Below are 17504 nucleotides of genomic sequence, written 5' to 3'. Positions count from 1 at the left end.
CCCGGAGGAAAGGACATCAAACGAGACTCCGTAAGTAGTGGCGAGCGAACGCGGACCAGGCCAGTGGCTTTTATGAGACAAGTGGAACACTCTGGAAAGGGTGGCTAAAGTGGGTGACAGCCCCGTACACGTAATGCGAATAAAAGTCCTTGAGTAGGGCGGGACACGTGAAATCCTGTCTGAACATGGGGAGACCACTCTCCAAGCCTAAGTACTCGTGCATGACCGATAGCGAACCAGTACCGTGAGGGAAAGGTGAAAAAGCACCCCGACAAGGGGAGTGAAAGAGATCCTGAAACCGAATGCCTACAAACAGTTGGAGCCCAAGATTTGTTCTGGGTGACAGCGTACCTTTTGTATAATGGGTCAGCGACTTAGTCTGACGAGCAAGCTTAAACCGGTAGGTGTAGGCGCAGCGAAAGCGAGTCTGAACAGGGCGTTCAGTTCGTTGGATTAGACCCGAAACCAAGTGATCTAGCCCTGAGCAGGTTGAAGGTAAGGTAACACTTACTGGAGGACCGAACCCGCATCTGTTGCAATAGATTGGGATGACTTGTGGCTAGGGGTGAAAGGCCAATCAAACTTGGAGATAGCTGGTTCTCCGCGAAATCTATTTAGGTAGAGCGTCGATCAGAATACCTTCGGGGGTAGAGCACTGGATGGGCTAGGGGATCTCACCGATTTACCAAACCTAACCAAACTCCGAATACCGAAGAGTACTAATCGGCAGACACACGGCGGGTGCTAACGTCCGTCGTGAAGAGGGCAACAACCCTGACCACCATCTAAGGTCCCTAAGTTATGGCTAAGTGGGAAAGGATGTGAGGATCCCAAAACAACCAGGATGTTGGCTTAGAAGCAGCCATCATTTAAAGAAAGCGTAACAGCTCACTGGTCTAAATAAGGGTCTTTGCGCCGAAAATGTACCGGGGCTCAAGCCATACACCGAAGCTGTGGATTTGCAGTTTACTGCAAGTGGTAGCGGAGCGTTCTGTAAGCCGTTGAAGAGGGACCCGTGAGGGCCTTTGGAGGTATCAGAAGTGAGAATGCTGACATGAGTAACGATAAAGGGAGTGAGAAGATCCCTCGCCGAAAGTCCAAGGGTTCCTGCTTAAAGTTAATCTGAGCAGGGTTAGCCGGCCCCTAAGGCGAGGCCGAAAGGCGTAGTCGATGGGTTGAAAACTGTACCACGTTAATATTCGTGGGCCTGCGGGTAGTGACGGATCGCGTGTGTTGTTCCTCCTTATTGGATTGGAGGGGCTTCGAAGCGGTCCCAGGAAATAGCTCCCGCGTATAAGGACCGTACCCTAAACCGACACTGGTGGACTGGTAGAGAATACCAAGGCGCTTGAGAGAACTGCGTTGAAGGAACTCGGCAAATTGCACGCGTAACTTCGGAAGAAGCGTGACCCTTTTTGACGCAAGTCAAGGAGGGTGGCACAGACCAGGGGGTAGCGACTGTTTACCAAAAACACAGGGCTCTGCGAAGTCGCAAGACGACGTATAGGGTCTGACGCCTGCCCGGTGCTGGAAGGTTAAGAGGAGAGGTGCAAGCTTTGAATCGAAGCCCCAGTAAACGGCGGCCGTAACTATAACGGTCCTAAGGTAGCGAAATTCCTTGTCGGGTAAGTTCCGACCTGCACGAATGGCGTAACGACTTCCCCGCTGTCTCCAACGCAGACTCAGTGAAATTGAATTCCCCGTGAAGATGCGGGGTTCCTGCGGTTAGACGGAAAGACCCCGTGCACCTTTACTATAGCTTTACACTGGCATTCGTGTCGGCATGTGTAGGATAGGTGGTAGACTTTGAAGCCGTGGCGCCAGCCATGGTGGAGTCATCCTTGAAATACCACCCTTACCTATATGGATGTCTAACCGCGGTCCGTTATCCGGATCCGGGACAGTGTATGGTGGGTAGTTTGACTGGGGCGGTCGCCTCCTAAAGAGTAACGGAGGCGCGCGATGGTGGGCTCAGACCGGTCGGAAATCGGTCGTCGAGTGCAATGGCATAAGCCCGCCTGACTGCGAGACTGACAAGTCGAGCAGAGACGAAAGTCGGTCATAGTGATCCGGTGGTCCCGCGTGGAAGGGCCATCGCTCAACGGATAAAAGGTACGCCGGGGATAACAGGCTGATGACCCCCAAGAGTCCATATCGACGGGGTTGTTTGGCACCTCGATGTCGACTCATCGCATCCTGGGGCTGGAGCAGGTCCCAAGGGTATGGCTGTTCGCCATTTAAAGCGGTACGTGAGTTGGGTTCAGAACGTCGTGAGACAGTTCGGTCCCTATCTGCCGTGGGTGTAGGAATATTGACAGGATCTGTCCCTAGTACGAGAGGACCGGGATGGACGTATCTCTGGTGGACCTGTTGTGGCGCCAGCCGCATAGCAGGGTAGCTATATACGGACGGGATAACCGCTGAAGGCATCTAAGCGGGAAACCCACCTGAAAACGAGTATTCCCTATCAGAGCCGTGGAAGACCACCACGTTGATAGGCCGGGTGTGGAAGTGCGGCAACGCATGAAGCTTACCGGTACTAATAGCTCGATTGGCTTGATCATTCTCATTACTCATATCCATCGCAACGCGATGCATATTCGATCTAAAAAGCGCTCACGCATGAGCGGGTCTTCGACCCTATGCTCCGCGAGGGCCTCGCAACGGCTCGGACGCACTAGCGTGCTGTATGGGCTCCTTCTGGAAACAGTCCAGAAAAATTACCCATACAGACCGATAGGTCGTCGTGGCTTGCCACGCGCCGTCGCAGCGCCCGTCCCGGCAGGGACGATACGGCGCGTGAGACAAAAAACTTCCAGCTTCTCACATAACGTTGCGCTTTGCTGACCTGGTGGTTACAGCGGGGTGGCCGCACCCGATCCCATTCCGAACTCGGCCGTGAAACGCCCCAGCGCCAATGGTACTTCGTCTCAAGACGCGGGAGAGTAGGTCGCTGCCAGGTCTGCTAAACGCAACGTTCACGCATGGATAAGCTGCATGCGATACAAAATCTTCTCACCAAACAGAACAATCCAACAGGCCGCCGCTTTCAATGCAGGGCGGCCTTTTGCTTTTGCAGACCAAACAAAGTAAGATCAAACTTACGCAAAACACGCAAAAGCCACAGACAATTCCGGTCAACAGCCGGATGGTGGCGCGGGGTGGAGCAGCTCCCCGTCCGGCCCAAAGCCTCCTTCAGGCAAAAGGCCGGACAAACGGAAAAATCCGGGCTGCTGCGGCAACTTGGCCGTTCTTGGTGACGCGGGGTGGAGCAGCCCGGTAGCTCGTCAGGCTCATAACCTGAAGGTCACAGGTTCAAATCCTGTCCCCGCAACCACATCAATGCCATCAAAACCAGCTTCTCCAAGCAAAACCCCGCTCAAGCGGGGTTTTTGGCGTTTAGAGGCCAAGGTGACATGTCTCGAGTTTAATCGAACTTCACAGCGGTCGTATTGGCGCCACAGACGAGGACGGCGACGCGCTCATCCGGCCCCGGCGAGTATCTTCCCGACAGCAGAGCGGCGAATGCTGCAGCGCCACCCGGCTCGGCGACGATACGAACCTTGTCCCACAGCGCCAGTTGCGCTGTGCGGATATCATCGTCGGTGACGAGCACCGAGCGTTCCACGAAAGCCGCAGCGATTGGAAACATCAATTTGCCGACACGTTTGGGCGCAAGCGAGATCGGCGGCAATGCCTTCGGCCGGCGCGTCCACGGGTTCTCCGGCTGCCAAAGCGTGGTGCAGGGTCGGCGCCCCTTCCGGTTCGACGGCCACGATCTTCACCTTGCCACGAAACCAGGCGGCAATGCCGCCGATCAAGCCACCGCCACCCACCGCCACCAGGAGCGTGGTGATTTCCGGCAGATCGGCCTTGATCTCCGCGCCGAGTGTTCCCTGGCCGAGCAGGGTTTCCGGCTGATCGAAGGCGTGGATCGCCAGGGCGCCGCTTTCTTCAGCGAATCGTTCACTGGCGGCCAGAGCGTTGGCATAGCGGTCGCCGCCGATAACCAGCCTGGCGCCATAGCTGCGAATGCGTTCTGCCTTGGCCGGGGAGGTGACGCCAGGGACAAAGATGGAGGCGGGGACGCCGAGCCGCATGGCGGCATAGGCAACCGCAGCACCGTGATTGCCGCCGGAGGCAGCGACGACCCCGGCTTCCGGCACGGTCCGGGTCAAGAGGTTGGTGAAAGCGCCACGCGCCTTGAACGATCCCGAATGCTGCAGACATTCAAGCTTGAGATCGACGGGGCGGGAGACAAGATTGAAATCGGTCATGTCGACGCGCAGGACCGGCGTGTGGCGGATGTGCGGGCGGATCAGATGCTCGATTCCAGCGATGCTTTCAGGCGTTATCTGGACGGGCATGGGAAGACTCGGGGCTTTGAGGGGACTGAGCGAACATATTTCCTGCGCGATGCAAAAGGCAAGCACCATCGCCGTACTTTCCGCCGTGCGCGGTTTCGGCAATGGCCAGCCACTTTCTTTGCAGCTTGGGGTTGTTGGTAATATAGTCAATCCGGATTGGGCCGCTTCTACAGATTGCTGGCACCGGTATTGTCATCGTTGCCGCCACCCCGCTCAATCGCTTGATCGATCACAGGAAGGGTCGGGGATGAACACGCAACATGCAGTGGTTTCAAATGGAACAGAAATCCAGCTGGCACATTCCCATGCGCGCAACACCGGCACCAAACTAAAGCCGGAATGGTTCGAGGACATCGCCGTCAACCGTTCGGCGACGGAACGCCGTGCCGCGACGCTGACGACGCGCCGGACCGTAAAGAAGGAGTATCAGGCCGCTTGGCTCGTCAAGGCGATCGCCTGCATCGATCTCACCACGCTTGCCGGTGACGATACGCCCGGCCGTGTCCGCCGTCTGTGCGCCAAGGCGAAACGCCCCGTTCGCGACGATATTCTCGAGGCGCTGGGCCTCGCCGATGAGAACATTCGGGTAGGAGCCGTCTGCGTTTACCCGACAATGGTACCGCACGCAGTAAAGGCTTTGCACGGCTCGGGTATTCCCGTCGCTTCGGTGGCAACCGGTTTTCCAGCCGGCCTGACGCCGCTGCCACAGCGCCTTGCCGAAATCCATTATGCGGTGGGCGAAGGCGCCGCTGAAATCGACATCGTCATCACGCGCGAACATGTGCTGACGCAGAACTGGCCGGCGCTCCACGACGAGATCGCACAGATGCGCGAAGCATCCGGCGAAGCCCACATGAAAGCCATTCTGGCCACCGGCGATCTCAACACGCTGCGCAATGTCTACCGCGCCTCCATGGTGGCGATGCAGGCCGGTGCCGATTTCATCAAGACGTCGACCGGCAAGGAAGAGGTGAATGCCACGCTTCCCGTCAGCCTGATCATGCTGCGCGCCTTGCGCGACTATGGCGAGCTTTCCGGCCAGACGGTCGGCTTCAAGCCGGCCGGCGGCATGAAAACCGCTAAGGACGCCCTGAACTGGCTGATCCTGATGAAGGAAGAGCTTGGGCTGCCCTGGCTGCAGCCGGATCTGTTCCGTCTCGGAGCGAGTTCGATGCTCGGCGATATCGAGCGTCAGCTGGAACATTATGTGACGGGCCGCTACGCCGCGTCTTCGCGCCACGCGCTCGCCTGAGGAACAGAATGCGGCCAATATGGCCGGGAAAGGCTCTGACATGGGACAGATCAAGGACATTCTTCGCACCATGGATTATGGCCCCGCACCGGAGAGCGATACCGACGTTCGCAATTGGCTCGAGACGCACGCAACAGGCTTTGGCCATTTCATCAACGGCAAGTTCACCGGCGTCGGCGGACACAAGACCTTCGCTGTGATCAATCCGGCCAATGACGCGGTCCTGGCAAAAGTAGCGCATGGCGCGGCCGAGGATGTCGATGCCGCCGTGAAAGCCGCACGCAATGCTTTCGCCAAGTGGTCGAAGCTGCCTGGACATGAGCGTGCGAAATATCTCTATGCCATAGCCCGCCATATTCAGAAACGCGAGCGGTTCTTTGCCGTGTTGGAGACCATGGACAATGGCAAGCCGATTCGCGAGACCCGCGACATCGATATTCCGCTTGTTGCACGGCATTTCTACCATCATGCCGGCTGGGCCGAGATGATCGAGACGGAGTTCGAGGGATTCTCGCCCGTCGGTGTCTGCGGGCAGGTCATTCCGTGGAATTTCCCGCTGCTGATGCTGGCATGGAAGATCGCCCCAGCTCTTGCCGCCGGCAATACGGTCGTGCTGAAGCCAGCGGAACTGACGCCGCTGACTGCGATCGCCTTTGCCGAAGTCTGCCACGAGATCGGGCTGCCTGCCGGCGTCGTCAACATTGTTCACGGCGATGGCGCAACGGGCGCGCTGATCTGCGGCCATGACGACATCGACAAGGTTGCCTTCACCGGCTCGACCGAAGTCGGCCGCATCATCCGTGAACAGATCGCCGGTTCGGAGAAGAAACTGTCGCTGGAGCTTGGCGGCAAGTCACCCTTCATCGTGTTCGAAGACGCAGACATGGATGGTGCGGTGGAGGGCGTTGTCGATGCGATCTGGTTCAACCAGGGCGAAGTCTGCTGTGCCGGATCGCGCATCCTTGTCCAGGAAGGCATCGCGCCGCGCTTCTACAACAAGCTGCGCAAGCGCATGGAAACCTTGCGTGTCGGCGATCCGCTCGACAAGGCCATGGATATTGGCGCGCTTGTCTCGGCCGGTCAGCTGAAGCGCGTCACCGCGCTGGTCGAACAGGGCAAGATTGACGGCGGTAAGTTGTGGCAGGCGCCCGTCAGGCTTCCGGCCAAGGGCAGCTATTTCGCACCTGGTTTCTTCACCGATGTGGAACCTGCTTCGACGGTGTGCGAAGTGGAAATCTTCGGGCCCGTTGCGACCGCGAGCACCTTCCGCACGCCGGATGAAGCGATTGCGCTTGCCAACAATACGAAATATGGCCTCGCCGCATCGATCTGGTCGGAAAACATCAATCTCGCGCTCGACATGGCGGCGCGGGTCAAGGCAGGTGTCGTCTGGATCAACTCGACTAACCTGCTTGATGCAGGCGCCGGTTTCGGCGGCTATCGCGAAAGTGGCTTCGGCCGCGAAGGCGGCCGTGAAGGTCTTTACGAATATCTGACCGCGGATTGGGAAAAGCGCCTGCCGCTGGCCAAGGCGGAAACCGCTTTCAAACCTGCCGCTGCGCCGGATGGTGACGCGAAAATCGCAGCCGCCGGCACGATCGACCGCACGGCGAAAAACTACATCGGCGGCAAGCAATCGCGGCCAGACAGTGGTTACTCTTATTCAGTTATCGGCAAGGGCGGTCAGGTCATCGGTCAGGCTGGTCTCGGTAACCGCAAGGATATTCGCAACGCCGTGGAAGCCGCCGCCAAGGCCGGTTCGTGGGGCGGCGCAACGGCACACAACCGCGCGCAGGTGCTGTACTATCTCGGCGAAAACCTCAGCACCCGCCAGGCCGAGTTCGAAGCGCTGCTCGCGACAAGTACCGGGGTTTCCGCCAGGGCCGCATCGGAAGAATTCGCGGTCAGTTTGCGCCGGATATTCTATTATGCCGCGCAGGCCGACAAATATGATGGCGCCGTGCATTCCACCAAGTCGCGTCACGTGACGCTGGCGATGAACGAACCCTGGGGCGTCATGGGCATCGTCTGCCCGGACGAACTGCCGCTCCTGTCCTTCGTCTCGCTGGTGCTTCCCGCGATTGCCATGGGCAACCGGGTAATCGCAGTGCCTTCGGCCCGTCATCCACTCCTTGCCACCAATTTCTATCAGGTGCTCGACACCTCCGATGTGCCGGGCGGCGTGGTGAATATCGTCACCGGCGAGCGTGACGTCCTGGCAAAAACACTGGCGGAGCACGATGAGGTCGATGCGATCTGGTATGCCGGCTCGAAAGAGGGCAGCACGATGGTCGAGATAGCCTCATGCGGCAATCTGAAGGCGACCTGGATCAACAATGGCCGCCAGCGCGACTGGCTCAGCAACAGCCAAGGCCTGGGCAAGGACTTTCTGCGCCGGGCCGTTCAGGTGAAGAACATCTGGGTCCCTTACGGCGAATGAGGGTTCACATTGATGGCCAGGGATGCGCCTTCCCGATCCCCGGTGCTTATGGACGAACGGTCCACTGCACTGGGGACTCGAAACCAACCCGCTGGCTCATCGGCCTGAATTCCAGCATGTGAATGATCAACGCCTAATTGCGGCGGCGATAAAGCCAAAGGGTCAGCGGGGCGAGCACGGCAGTCAGAAGGGCAGGGGTCAGCAGGGCCAGCCCCAACTGCGTCAGGGTGACATTTCCCGCCAGAAGCCCGCGCATGGCAGTCGTCATGAGCGATACCGGATTGATCTCGACGAAAACGCGTAACCAACCGGGCATTGTCGCGGGGTCCACCATGATGTTTGACGCGAAAACCAGCGGCATGATCCCGGTAAAGGCCATCGTCATGACAGTATTGGGTGTGCGCATGATCAGGCCGAGCACCAGAAAGATCCAGCCGAACCCGAAGCCGATAAGCGGGAGCAGGAGCAGCGCAGCAACGACACCGGGAATTCCCGCTTCCGGCCGGTAGCCAAGCAGGATGCCGATGAAGAGAATGATCAGCGATGCGATGAGATGGCGCAGAATATCCCCGACCATCAGTCCGGCGAATGGCGAGAGCGACCAGATTGGCAAGGAACGGAAGCGGTCGAATAACCCCTTGCCAAGGTCGGTGCTCAATCCCATGCCGGAATACAGCGAATTGAATACGACTGTCTGCACGAGAATGCCGGGCAGGAAATATTGCAGATATGTATCGGTCGATCCCGACAGCGCCCCGCCGAACACGAAGGTGAACAGCAGCGTGAACATGATCGGGGTCATAACCAGATCGAAGAGTTGCTCCGGGATGTGTTTGAATTTGAGCACCGCCCGCCAGCCGAAGACGAGCGCATTCGACAGCGCCGAGGGTTGGGCCGGACGCTCCGCAAGGATCAGCGCGGCAGCCGATTTCTGCTCCATCCATCAGACCTCTCCGGTGACAGGCGGGGTTCGGTGCTCTGACCGGTCAGCGCGAAGAACACCTCATCAAGGCTCGGTGCGCCCATTGAGAAATCAGCAAGCTCGATGTCCGCATCGATCAGCGCAGCCAATGCCCGATTGGCCTTTTGCGGGGTATCGACCATGATCGACAATGTTGTCCCTTCCGCGCTGCGTTGAACGTTACCGCCGACCTTCTCCTCGAGCAGGCGCTTCGCCTCGCCAAGCCGGCCGGTCTCGACGAGGTTCAAATGCAGAAATCCTGATCCCCTCGCCGCCTTCAATTCGCGGCTGGTGCCTTCGGCGATTCTCTTGCCGTGGTCGATCACCGCGATGCGTGCGGCGAGCTGATCGGCCTCTTCCAGATATTGCGTGGTGAGAAGGATGGTGACGCCAGCCTCGGCGAGGGAACGGATCATGCGCCACACGCTCTTGCGCGCCTTGGGGTCGAGCCCTGTCGTCGGTTCATCAAGAAAAAGTACGCCTGGCGTCACCACCAGAGAGGCGGCGATATCAAGCCTGCGACGCATGCCGCCGGAATAATCCTTGACCTGCTTGGCCGATGCGTCGGCGAGATCGAAGGCGTTCAGGAGGTCGCCAGCGCGGGATTTCGCCGCCTGGCCGCGAAAGCCCCACAACCGTGCCAGCAGGATCAGGTTTTCCCGTCCGGTCAGATCCTCGTCGAGCGAAGCGAATTGCCCGGTCATGGCGATCGATCCGCGTACTTCATGCGGCGAGGCCGCGAGGTCGTATCCAAGCACTTTGGCGGAGCCGGCATCCGGCGGCAGCAAGGTTGCGAGCATCCGCAGCAATGTGGTCTTGCCTGCGCCGTTTGGGCCAAGAATGCCGAAAATCATACCGCGCGGAACGTCCAGATCGATACCATCCACGGCGCGCACGTTGCCCGAAATGTTTGGTCAGGCCGCGTGCTTCGATCGCAGCTGATTCCGCATCTTTCGTCGCCAGCCTACTGTGGCGCATCATCACGATCCTTTTCTATTTGCAACTTCGTCAAATTGGAAATGGCGGCGGCGTGAGCGCGACACTGATATCAATGCTGGCGTTTCATGTCAAAGTGACGCGACCTGCGCTGGGGTTTGTACTGTCAGGTTGTTGACGTTCCTCGTGCTCAAATCGTACTGATCGAACCATGAGAAAATACTCGTTCGGTTTCTGGATATTTGCGGTCTGTGCCATCGCCGCCAGCGGCGTGCTCTACGGCATCCTGTTCTATGGGCGATCGTCGGCGATCGGGGCGATATTCGCCCTGTTCGTGTGTGTGCCCATTATTGCATTCGAGCGTGGTGCCATCTTTCCACGCCTCTATGCGTGGATCAGTGCCAGATCCACACCGGTCTATATCGTCCTCACCTTCCTTGTCTATTATGCCCTGATAAATATCGGCTTCACGGTCTGCGGCAGCTTGCTGTGGTGGCTGGGGTTCCTGCAGGAAACCACCTGGGCTGAAGCGACAATGCTGCCGGAAAATGTCGTGTTCTATGCATTGGGCGTTTCGGCTATTCTAAGCTTCGTAACGCGCATCCGCGAATTGCTCGGCCGCGGTATTTTCGTCAGCCTGCTCTTCGGACGCTACCGCAGGCCCATTGAGGAGGAACGTATCTTCCTTTTCATCGATCTCGTCGGTTCGACATCCTTCGCCGAAGAATTTGGCGACCTGCGGGCGCAGCAATTCCTCAGTGCGCTGTTCGCTGCCTTCGCCGAACCTGTGCGCCGCCGCAAGGGAACGATCGATGATTATGTCGGCGATGCTGCAATCATCACCTGGCCGATGCGCCGCGGCATCAGAAAGGGCAGATGCATTCATTGTGTATTCGATATTCTCGATCTCGATCGAAGCCAACAGGGAAAAATGGTTGAGGGACTTTGGTCGTATCCCGCAATTGCGGGCCGCATTGCACGGCGGTTCGGTCATCACTGCGGAGATTGGCGTGGATCACCACAAGATCACCTATTTCGGCGATACCGTGAATACCGCCGCTCGTCTCGAAAGCCTGTGCCGCACGCTTGAATCGCCGGTGCTGATCTCGAGCGAACTCGCAAGCCGCATGAAACTCTCCGGTGATATCAAGTCAGAAAACCTGGGCGCACATGCTGTGCGGGGCAGGGGGCAATCGCTGGGTGTGATCGCCCTGAGACGCGATAAACAGCTTTCAGAGGGAGCTGTTCAGCTGGCCTAGCATTTCGACGGCCCCAGCTCGCAGCGTCAACGCACCTTCCTCTACCAGGCTCGAATCTCCTCCGGCGTTGTCTTTTGTTTTTGCTCTCTTGCTGCGCAGCCAGAATTTCCTCAATCGCAGCCTTGACGTCTGACCGATATGAAATCCCCAGAATATGCGTGAGCTTGGCGACAGGCTTGTCACCTCGTGAACACCCTCTTCTCCGGCTTCGACCTTGGCCAGAAGGTCGGCACAATATCCCCGCTTCGACAATTTCTGTCCACAAAGCGGCAAATCGGCGGTTTGGACGATGACAGCTTGATGCGGGTGCGCTATGTTTCCCTCTGTCGAGGGTCCGCGATTTGCAAAATCAAAAGACCCTGTCAGTTTGCGGGAGAGTGTCCTTTGCAGCGATGTAAAGGTCCACCGAAGGGGAAATCGCCCGAAATCTCTCAGGTACCAGGAACCGCAAGCAGATAAGGCAACTCTGGAAAGTCGAGGGAAACCTCGCGCCGAAGGTGTAAGTTCAGGCAGAACGAGGACGTTCTGGTTTGAGCGAGTCTCTCAGGCTTCCGACAGAGGGGTAAAGATACGATCCGTCGTCGTGACGGAGGTCTTTGCATGTCTCTGGAGTAAAAATGGGCGCCGACGAAAACCATCAATCAGAAGATCTGAAATCATTGCCTCTCGAGGATATGCACAAAGCTGCCAATGCGCGCTTTGGCGGGTTCGCGGGATGGTCCATGCCGATCACCTATCCGCTGGGGGTGATGAAGGAGCATCTGCACACGCGGGAGAAGGCAGGGCTGTTCGACATCTCGCACATGCAGTTGTTTGATCTGGCCGGACCCGATGCCGTGGCACTGCTTTCCCGCGCCTGTCCGCTCGATGCGGGTTCCCTCGAGACCGGACAGTCCAAATACACGTTCTTCCTCAACGAGCAGGCCGGGATTCTCGATGACCTGATCGTCACGAGGCTGGGCGGAGACCACTTCATGGTTGTCGCCAATGCCGGGAATGCGGCGGCAGACGAGGCGCATTTGCGTGAGGTTGCGAAGGGCTTTGACTGCAGGATCAATGCGCTTGATCGCGCATTCCTGGCGATCCAGGGGCCCCAGGCGGCGGATGTGCTGCGCGTGGCCGGAATTCCCGGTACAGAGCTTGCCTTCATGCACGGCTTCGAGCCGAAACCTGGCTGGTTCATGAGCCGCTCGGGCTATACCGGCGAGGACGGTTTCGAAATCGGCTTGCCAGCGGATGCGGCGCGGGAACTCGTCGCCACGCTTCTTGCCGACGAAAGGGTGGAGTGGGTTGGGCTTGCGGCGCGCGACAGTCTGCGGCTGGAAGCCGGGCTGTGCCTGCATGGACATGATATCACTCCGGAGATCGATCCGGTCGATGCCGGTCTGACCTGGGCGATTGCCAAGTCTGTCCGCGAAAAGGCCGGTTTCATTGGCGCCACGGCGCTTCTCGACAAGATGGCCAAGGGCCCCAGGCGCAAGCGCGTGGGCCTCAGGCCCGATAGCCGTCAGCCGGTGCGCTCCGATTCGATCCTGGTCGATACCGCCGGCAACACGGTTGGTGTCGTAACATCGGGCGGCTTTGGACCCTCGGCTGGTTATCCTGTCGCGATGGGCTATGTCGGCAAGGATTTCGCCCCGATCGGGACCCAGGTTTTTGCCGACGTGCGAGGCAATCGCATTGCGCTGCACGTTCATCCACTTCCCTTCACTCCACATCGCTATCACAAAGGATAATACAGATGGCAGCCACATATTTTACCGAAGATCACGAATGGGTCCGCGTCGAGAACGGGATTGCCACCGTCGGCATTACCGACCATGCGCAAGATCAGCTGGGCGATCTTGTTTTTGTGCAATTGCCGGATGTCGGTCAGGTTCTCGCGAAGGGCGACGCCGCTGTCGTGGTTGAATCCGTCAAGGCAGCGTCCGATGTCTATGCGCCGGTCGACGGTGAAGTCACTGAAGTAAACGAAGCCGCCGCCAGCGATCCGGCGCTGGTCAATTCCTCGGCGACCGGCGATGGCTGGCTGTGGAAAATGAAACTGTCCGACACCGGCCAGTTGGCCGGCCTGCTGGATGAGGCCGGTTACACGGCGATTATCGGATAGGAATGGAAGGAGCCCCTTCGTGCGGCTGCGAAGCGGCAGGGGCTTTGAATTGCAGGCAAGAAGGCGCACCATGAACAATACAATATTCCCTTTCACAGACCGTCATATCGGCCCCAGTATTCAGGGCTCTCGAGCAATGCTCGCAGCGCTGGGTATTCCTTCGCTCGAAACCCTGATTTCGCAGGCCGTGCCGAAATCCATCCGGCTGGAACGGCCGCTGAATATTCCCGAGGCAGTCAACGAGGCCGAAGCATTGTCGGAACTCGCCGCCAAGATGGGACAGAACAAGACGCACAAGAGCTTCATTGGCCAAGGCTATCACGGCACCCATGTGCCTGCGGTGATCCAGCGCAATCTCTTCGAGAACCCCGCCTGGTATACGGCCTATACGCCTTACCAATCCGAAATCAGCCAGGGACGGCTCGAGCTGCTGTTCCATTTCCAGACGCTCGTGACCGAACTGACGGGTTTGCCGGTTGCATCCGCCTCGTTGCTTGACGAGGCGACTGCCGTCGCCGAAGCGGTCGGCATCGCTTATCGCCACCATCGCGAAAAGCGTGCGCGCATCGTGCTTGCTGGCGACGTGCATCCGCAGATTCTCGATGTCGTCAGGACCCGTGCGGAACCGCTCGGGATGAGCGTGAATGGCGGCGAGATCGACGCGCAGGTTGCTGCGATCATCGTCCCGTGGCCGGACACCTATGGCGTCTATGGCGACCATTCCGCCGCCATCAAGGCCGCAAAGGCAGCAGGTGCGCTGGTTATTGCCGTCGCTGATCCACTTGCACTGACGATCAGTGCTTCGCCGGCTTCGCTTGGCGCGGATATTGCCGCTGGTTCCATGCAACGCTTCGGTGTGCCGGTCGGCTACGGCGGACCACACGCGGCCTATCTTGCCGTTAGTGATACCCTGACGCGGCTTATTCCGGGTCGTTTGGTTGGCCAATCGGTCGACAGCAAGGGAAGGGCAGGGTACCGTCTCGCGCTGCAAACCCGCGAACAGCATATTCGCCGCGACAAGGCGACATCCAACATCTGCACCGCGCAAGCATTGCTTGCCAATATGGCCGTGTCCTTCGCCATCTGGCATGGTCCGCAGGGGCTGCGGGCGATAGCGGCGCGCGTGCACTCCCAGGCCGCACGCCTGGCAGCTGGTTTGGAAGCCGCTGGTTTGAGGCTTGGCGGCACGCGCTTCTTCGATACGATAACGGTCAATGTTCCCGGCAAGGCGGCTTCCATTGCTGCCGCTGCCGAGAAGAACGGGCGCCTGCTCCGCATCGTCGATCAGGACCGTCTCGGCATCACGGTGGACGAGACCACGAGCGAAGATGACCTTGTCGCTCTGGCTACATTGTTCGGCGCGAACCTGCCGAACGATCCGGGGGTCAAAACTGCCCGGTACCCGGCCGGCTGAAGGTTTCATGACGCAGGCGGTTTTTCATCAGCAGCGTTCCGAAACGGAGATGATGCGCTTCCTGCGGCGGCTGGCCGACAAAGATCTTGCCTTGGACCGTGCCATGATCCCGCTCGGTTCCTGCACGATGAAGCTGAACGCCGCGGCCGAAATGCTGCCTGTCAGTTGGCAGAGCGTTGCCAATGTGCATCCCTTTGCACCGGCCGGTCACGCGCTTGGCTACAAGTCCCTGACCGACGATCTGGAAGCATGGCTTGCAGAAATCACCGGCTTCGATGCGGTCTCGCTCCAGCCCAATGCCGGCAGCCAGGGTGAATATGCGGGCTTGCTGGCAATCCGCCGCTATCATCTGGATCGTGGCGATGCTCACCGCGATATCTGCCTCATTCCGGAATCGGCGCATGGCACCAATCCGGCCAGCGCGCATATGGCTGGCATGCGGGTCGTCGTCGTTGCCTGCGAGGAGGCGGGCGATATCGATCTGGAGGACCTGAAGGCCAAGGCGGAACTGCACAGCGCCAATCTTGCGGCGCTGATGATCACCTATCCGTCGACGCATGGCGTGTTCGAAGAAGGTGTGAAGGATATCTGCGCGATTATCCATGGCCACGGCGGGCAGGTCTATTTCGACGGCGCGAATTTGAATGCGCTGGTTGGGCTCGCCCGCCCCGGCGATATCGGCGCCGATGTCTGCCATATGAACCTGCACAAGACCTTCTGCATTCCCCATGGCGGCGGCGGACCGGGCGTCGGTCCGATCGGCGTCAAGAAACACCTGGCGCCCTTCCTGCCTGGCCATGTCGCCAAGGGTTCGAGCTATGCGGTTTCGGCGGCACCCTTCGGCAGTGCGTCTATCCTGCCGATCACCTGGATGTATATCCGCATGATGGGCGGCGCTGGATTAAAACGCGCGACGGAAATGGCGATCCTCAATGCCAACTACATTGCCGATCGGCTGAAGGATACGTACCCGGTGTTGTTCAAGGGCCGCAACGGCCGTGTGGCGCACGAGTGCATCCTGGACACACGAGTACTGAAGGACAGCGCGGGGATCAGCGTCGAGGATATTGCCAAGCGCCTCATCGACTACGGCTTTCATGCGCCGACCATGTCCTGGCCGATTGCCGGAACGCTGATGGTCGAGCCGACCGAGTCGGAATCGAAGCGCGAGATCGACCGGTTCTGCGACGCGATGATCGCCATCGCCGCCGAGGCGGCAAAGGTGGCGAGCGGTGCCTGGCCAAAGGACGATAATCCGCTGGTCAATGCCCCGCATCCGGCGGGGGATGTTCTTGCCGATCACTGGACACATCCCTATAGCCGCAGCGAGGCAAGTCTGCCCGCTGGCGAGAGTGAGGAAAACCCGAAATACTGGCCTCCGGTTTCGCGCATCGACAATGTTGCCGGCGACCGCAATCTGGTCTGCTCGTGTCCGCCTATGCACGCTTATAACTGACCATTGGCAATAAAGGGGGCGCCGAATTGATCAGCGGCGCCCCATCGCGCGATCTGGGACTGCTTTTGACCACGATTCTTCTCATTTGTGCCGAAGAATGTCGAAATATCGCAAGAATCCTTCAATGTGGCCGCTGATTCTCAACCTGGAGGGGAACTTTGGTTGTAGCGAGGCGAATATCACCAGTTGGGTGTGAGGCTTGGCTCTTCCTCGTTTTCGACAGGCAAAAGCTCGGATGCAAGTTGCCGCAAGGCAAGTGGCAAGGCCTGCAAGTCATTGGATTCAAAGGAAAGATGCGGCAGACGTGTGCGGATGAGTTCCGCGACGACCCTTGCCTGCATGCCGTCACGTACCCTTTTGGCGGCATCGCGGTCAGCCCGCCGCGAAAGCCACAATTTGTGAAGTGCAAACGCCCGCAGATCGGGAGTGGAATAGCCCAGCGGATAGCCCCGCTGATCAATGGCCACAGCCGATGTTTTCGGACTATTAACAAGCCATGAAAGCCCTTCAATTTCAATGGCTTGCAGATCTTCCGCGTCAGCGCTGAAACGCGATTTCCCGCCCGTGGACATGAGGTTTTTTGGCGTCGGTTTGATAAGATCGACAAGAAAACCATCGCGGTTCGCCGCCCGGTAGCTGTTCTTGGCCAGGGGCGCGAAGGAATGGTCGATCTTCTGCAGCAGACCGATCAGGCCCTTGTTCGAGAAATCCTTGGCTATCAACCGCAGGCTGAAACGTGAATCCATCAGCAGGTCGACATCCTGCGTCGAAAGTAATCCACTGCTGATATGAACGCCGGCCAGCCGTTCATAGACAAAAAGTGCATTGGTTCCAACGACATCAATCGCCGTACCGATTAGTCCGAGCTTGTCCAGCGCGCGGATAATGCGCGCCGTCAGAAGCGGCACGCGGCCCAGCGCCATCGCCCGGTTGACCGGCGCAAGTTCATCCAGGCGTTGTGCCAGACGTGTTACACGCTCCTTTGAATTTGCGCGGCCCGAATGGAATTGGCTGTAGATCGTCTCGGTTTCCGGTGATCTTGGTCCCAGCGATTTCCAGATGCCGCTGGTCTTTTTGTAGAGGTATTCCTTGTCGTTCGTGCTTGTCTTCCAGGACATCGACCCGGAAAAGCGCTGCTCGTATTCTCTCAGGCTTTTGTGATAAACTTCGTAAGCCTGTTCGCAATCTACGTGCTGACGGATTTGTTCTGAGGATAGTTCTTTGAATCTATTCATGTTATCCCCAATGAGACATTATTTTAACGAAAAAGGGATAATATCGTATTTTCATTCAACTAAAAAGCTGATTT

General features: G+C 58.4%; 6 protein-coding genes, 1 tRNA gene, 2 rRNA genes, 4 pseudogenes and 1 riboswitch (1 of these 14 only partly in view). Of the genes and pseudogenes, 9 read left to right on the top strand and 4 right to left on the bottom strand.

The genetic code is table 11. The features are described 5' to 3' along the window. From N8E89_RS26790 to N8E89_RS26780, 3 genes are all read left to right on the top strand, one after another. Nucleotides 1–2564: ribosomal RNA gene (locus tag N8E89_RS26790) — 23S ribosomal RNA — on the top strand; it begins 259 nt to the left of the window's first position. Between the two features lie 283 nt (nucleotides 2565–2847). Then, nucleotides 2848–2962, top strand: a 5S ribosomal RNA gene (gene rrf / locus N8E89_RS26785). Nucleotides 2963–3260: 298 nt separating this feature from the next. Next, nucleotides 3261–3337 (top strand) — tRNA-Met (locus N8E89_RS26780). A gap of 90 nt (nucleotides 3338–3427) precedes the next feature. On the opposite strand, the pseudogene N8E89_RS26775 reads toward N8E89_RS26780, so the two are convergent. Next, a pseudogene (locus tag N8E89_RS26775) lies at nucleotides 3428–4367 on the bottom strand (threonine/serine dehydratase). 247 nt (nucleotides 4368–4614) lie between these two features. Between N8E89_RS26775 and deoC the strand changes: the two are divergent. Further along, nucleotides 4615–5619, top strand: a complete 1005-nt coding sequence (gene deoC / locus N8E89_RS26770) for a deoxyribose-phosphate aldolase (protein ID WP_262263583.1) — start codon at nucleotides 4615–4617, stop codon at nucleotides 5617–5619. Nucleotides 5620–5659: 40 nt separating this feature from the next. Further along, nucleotides 5660–8059: an aldehyde dehydrogenase family protein gene (locus tag N8E89_RS26765; protein WP_262263582.1), complete on the top strand. Its 2400-nt coding sequence runs from the start codon at nucleotides 5660–5662 to the stop codon at nucleotides 8057–8059. Nucleotides 8060–8192: 133 nt separating this feature from the next. On the opposite strand, the gene N8E89_RS26760 is transcribed toward N8E89_RS26765, so the two are convergent. Further along, nucleotides 8193–8999 carry an ABC transporter permease gene (locus tag N8E89_RS26760; RefSeq protein WP_262263581.1) on the bottom strand — a complete coding sequence of 269 codons (807 nt, stop codon included), beginning with the start codon at nucleotides 8997–8999 and terminating at the stop codon, nucleotides 8193–8195. Further along, nucleotides 8972–9998, bottom strand: a pseudogene (locus N8E89_RS26755) (ATP-binding cassette domain-containing protein). The gene N8E89_RS26760 and the pseudogene N8E89_RS26755 overlap by 28 nt, the downstream one beginning before the upstream one ends. Nucleotides 9999–10167: 169 nt before the next feature. Between N8E89_RS26755 and N8E89_RS26750 the strand changes: the two are divergent. From N8E89_RS26750 to gcvP, 4 genes and pseudogenes are all read left to right on the top strand, one after another. Beyond that, nucleotides 10168–11215: pseudogene (locus N8E89_RS26750) on the top strand (adenylate/guanylate cyclase domain-containing protein). Between the two features lie 360 nt (nucleotides 11216–11575). Beyond that, nucleotides 11576–11673, top strand: a riboswitch (glycine riboswitch). A 159-nt stretch (nucleotides 11674–11832) separates the two neighbouring features. Continuing rightward, nucleotides 11833–12951, top strand: coding sequence for a glycine cleavage system aminomethyltransferase GcvT (gcvT, locus tag N8E89_RS26745; RefSeq protein WP_262263580.1), 1119 nt, complete (start codon nucleotides 11833–11835; stop codon nucleotides 12949–12951). 5 nt (nucleotides 12952–12956) lie between these two features. Beyond that, nucleotides 12957–13325: a glycine cleavage system protein GcvH gene (gene gcvH / locus N8E89_RS26740; RefSeq protein WP_106666543.1), complete on the top strand. Its 369-nt coding sequence runs from the start codon at nucleotides 12957–12959 to the stop codon at nucleotides 13323–13325. 70 nt (nucleotides 13326–13395) lie between these two features. Next, a pseudogene (gene gcvP / locus N8E89_RS26735) lies at nucleotides 13396–16195 on the top strand (aminomethyl-transferring glycine dehydrogenase). Nucleotides 16196–16374: 179 nt separating this feature from the next. Here the strand turns inward: gcvP and N8E89_RS26730 are convergent. Continuing rightward, nucleotides 16375–17430, bottom strand: coding sequence for a GSU2403 family nucleotidyltransferase fold protein (locus N8E89_RS26730; protein ID WP_262263579.1), 1056 nt, complete (start codon nucleotides 17428–17430; stop codon nucleotides 16375–16377). Nucleotides 17431–17504: the final 74 nt, after the last annotated feature.

The organism is Phyllobacterium sp. A18/5-2 (assembly GCF_025452215.1).
Lineage (GTDB): Bacteria > Pseudomonadota > Alphaproteobacteria > Rhizobiales > Rhizobiaceae > Phyllobacterium > Phyllobacterium sophorae.
This window is presented reverse-complemented; position numbering and strand designations above follow the sequence as displayed.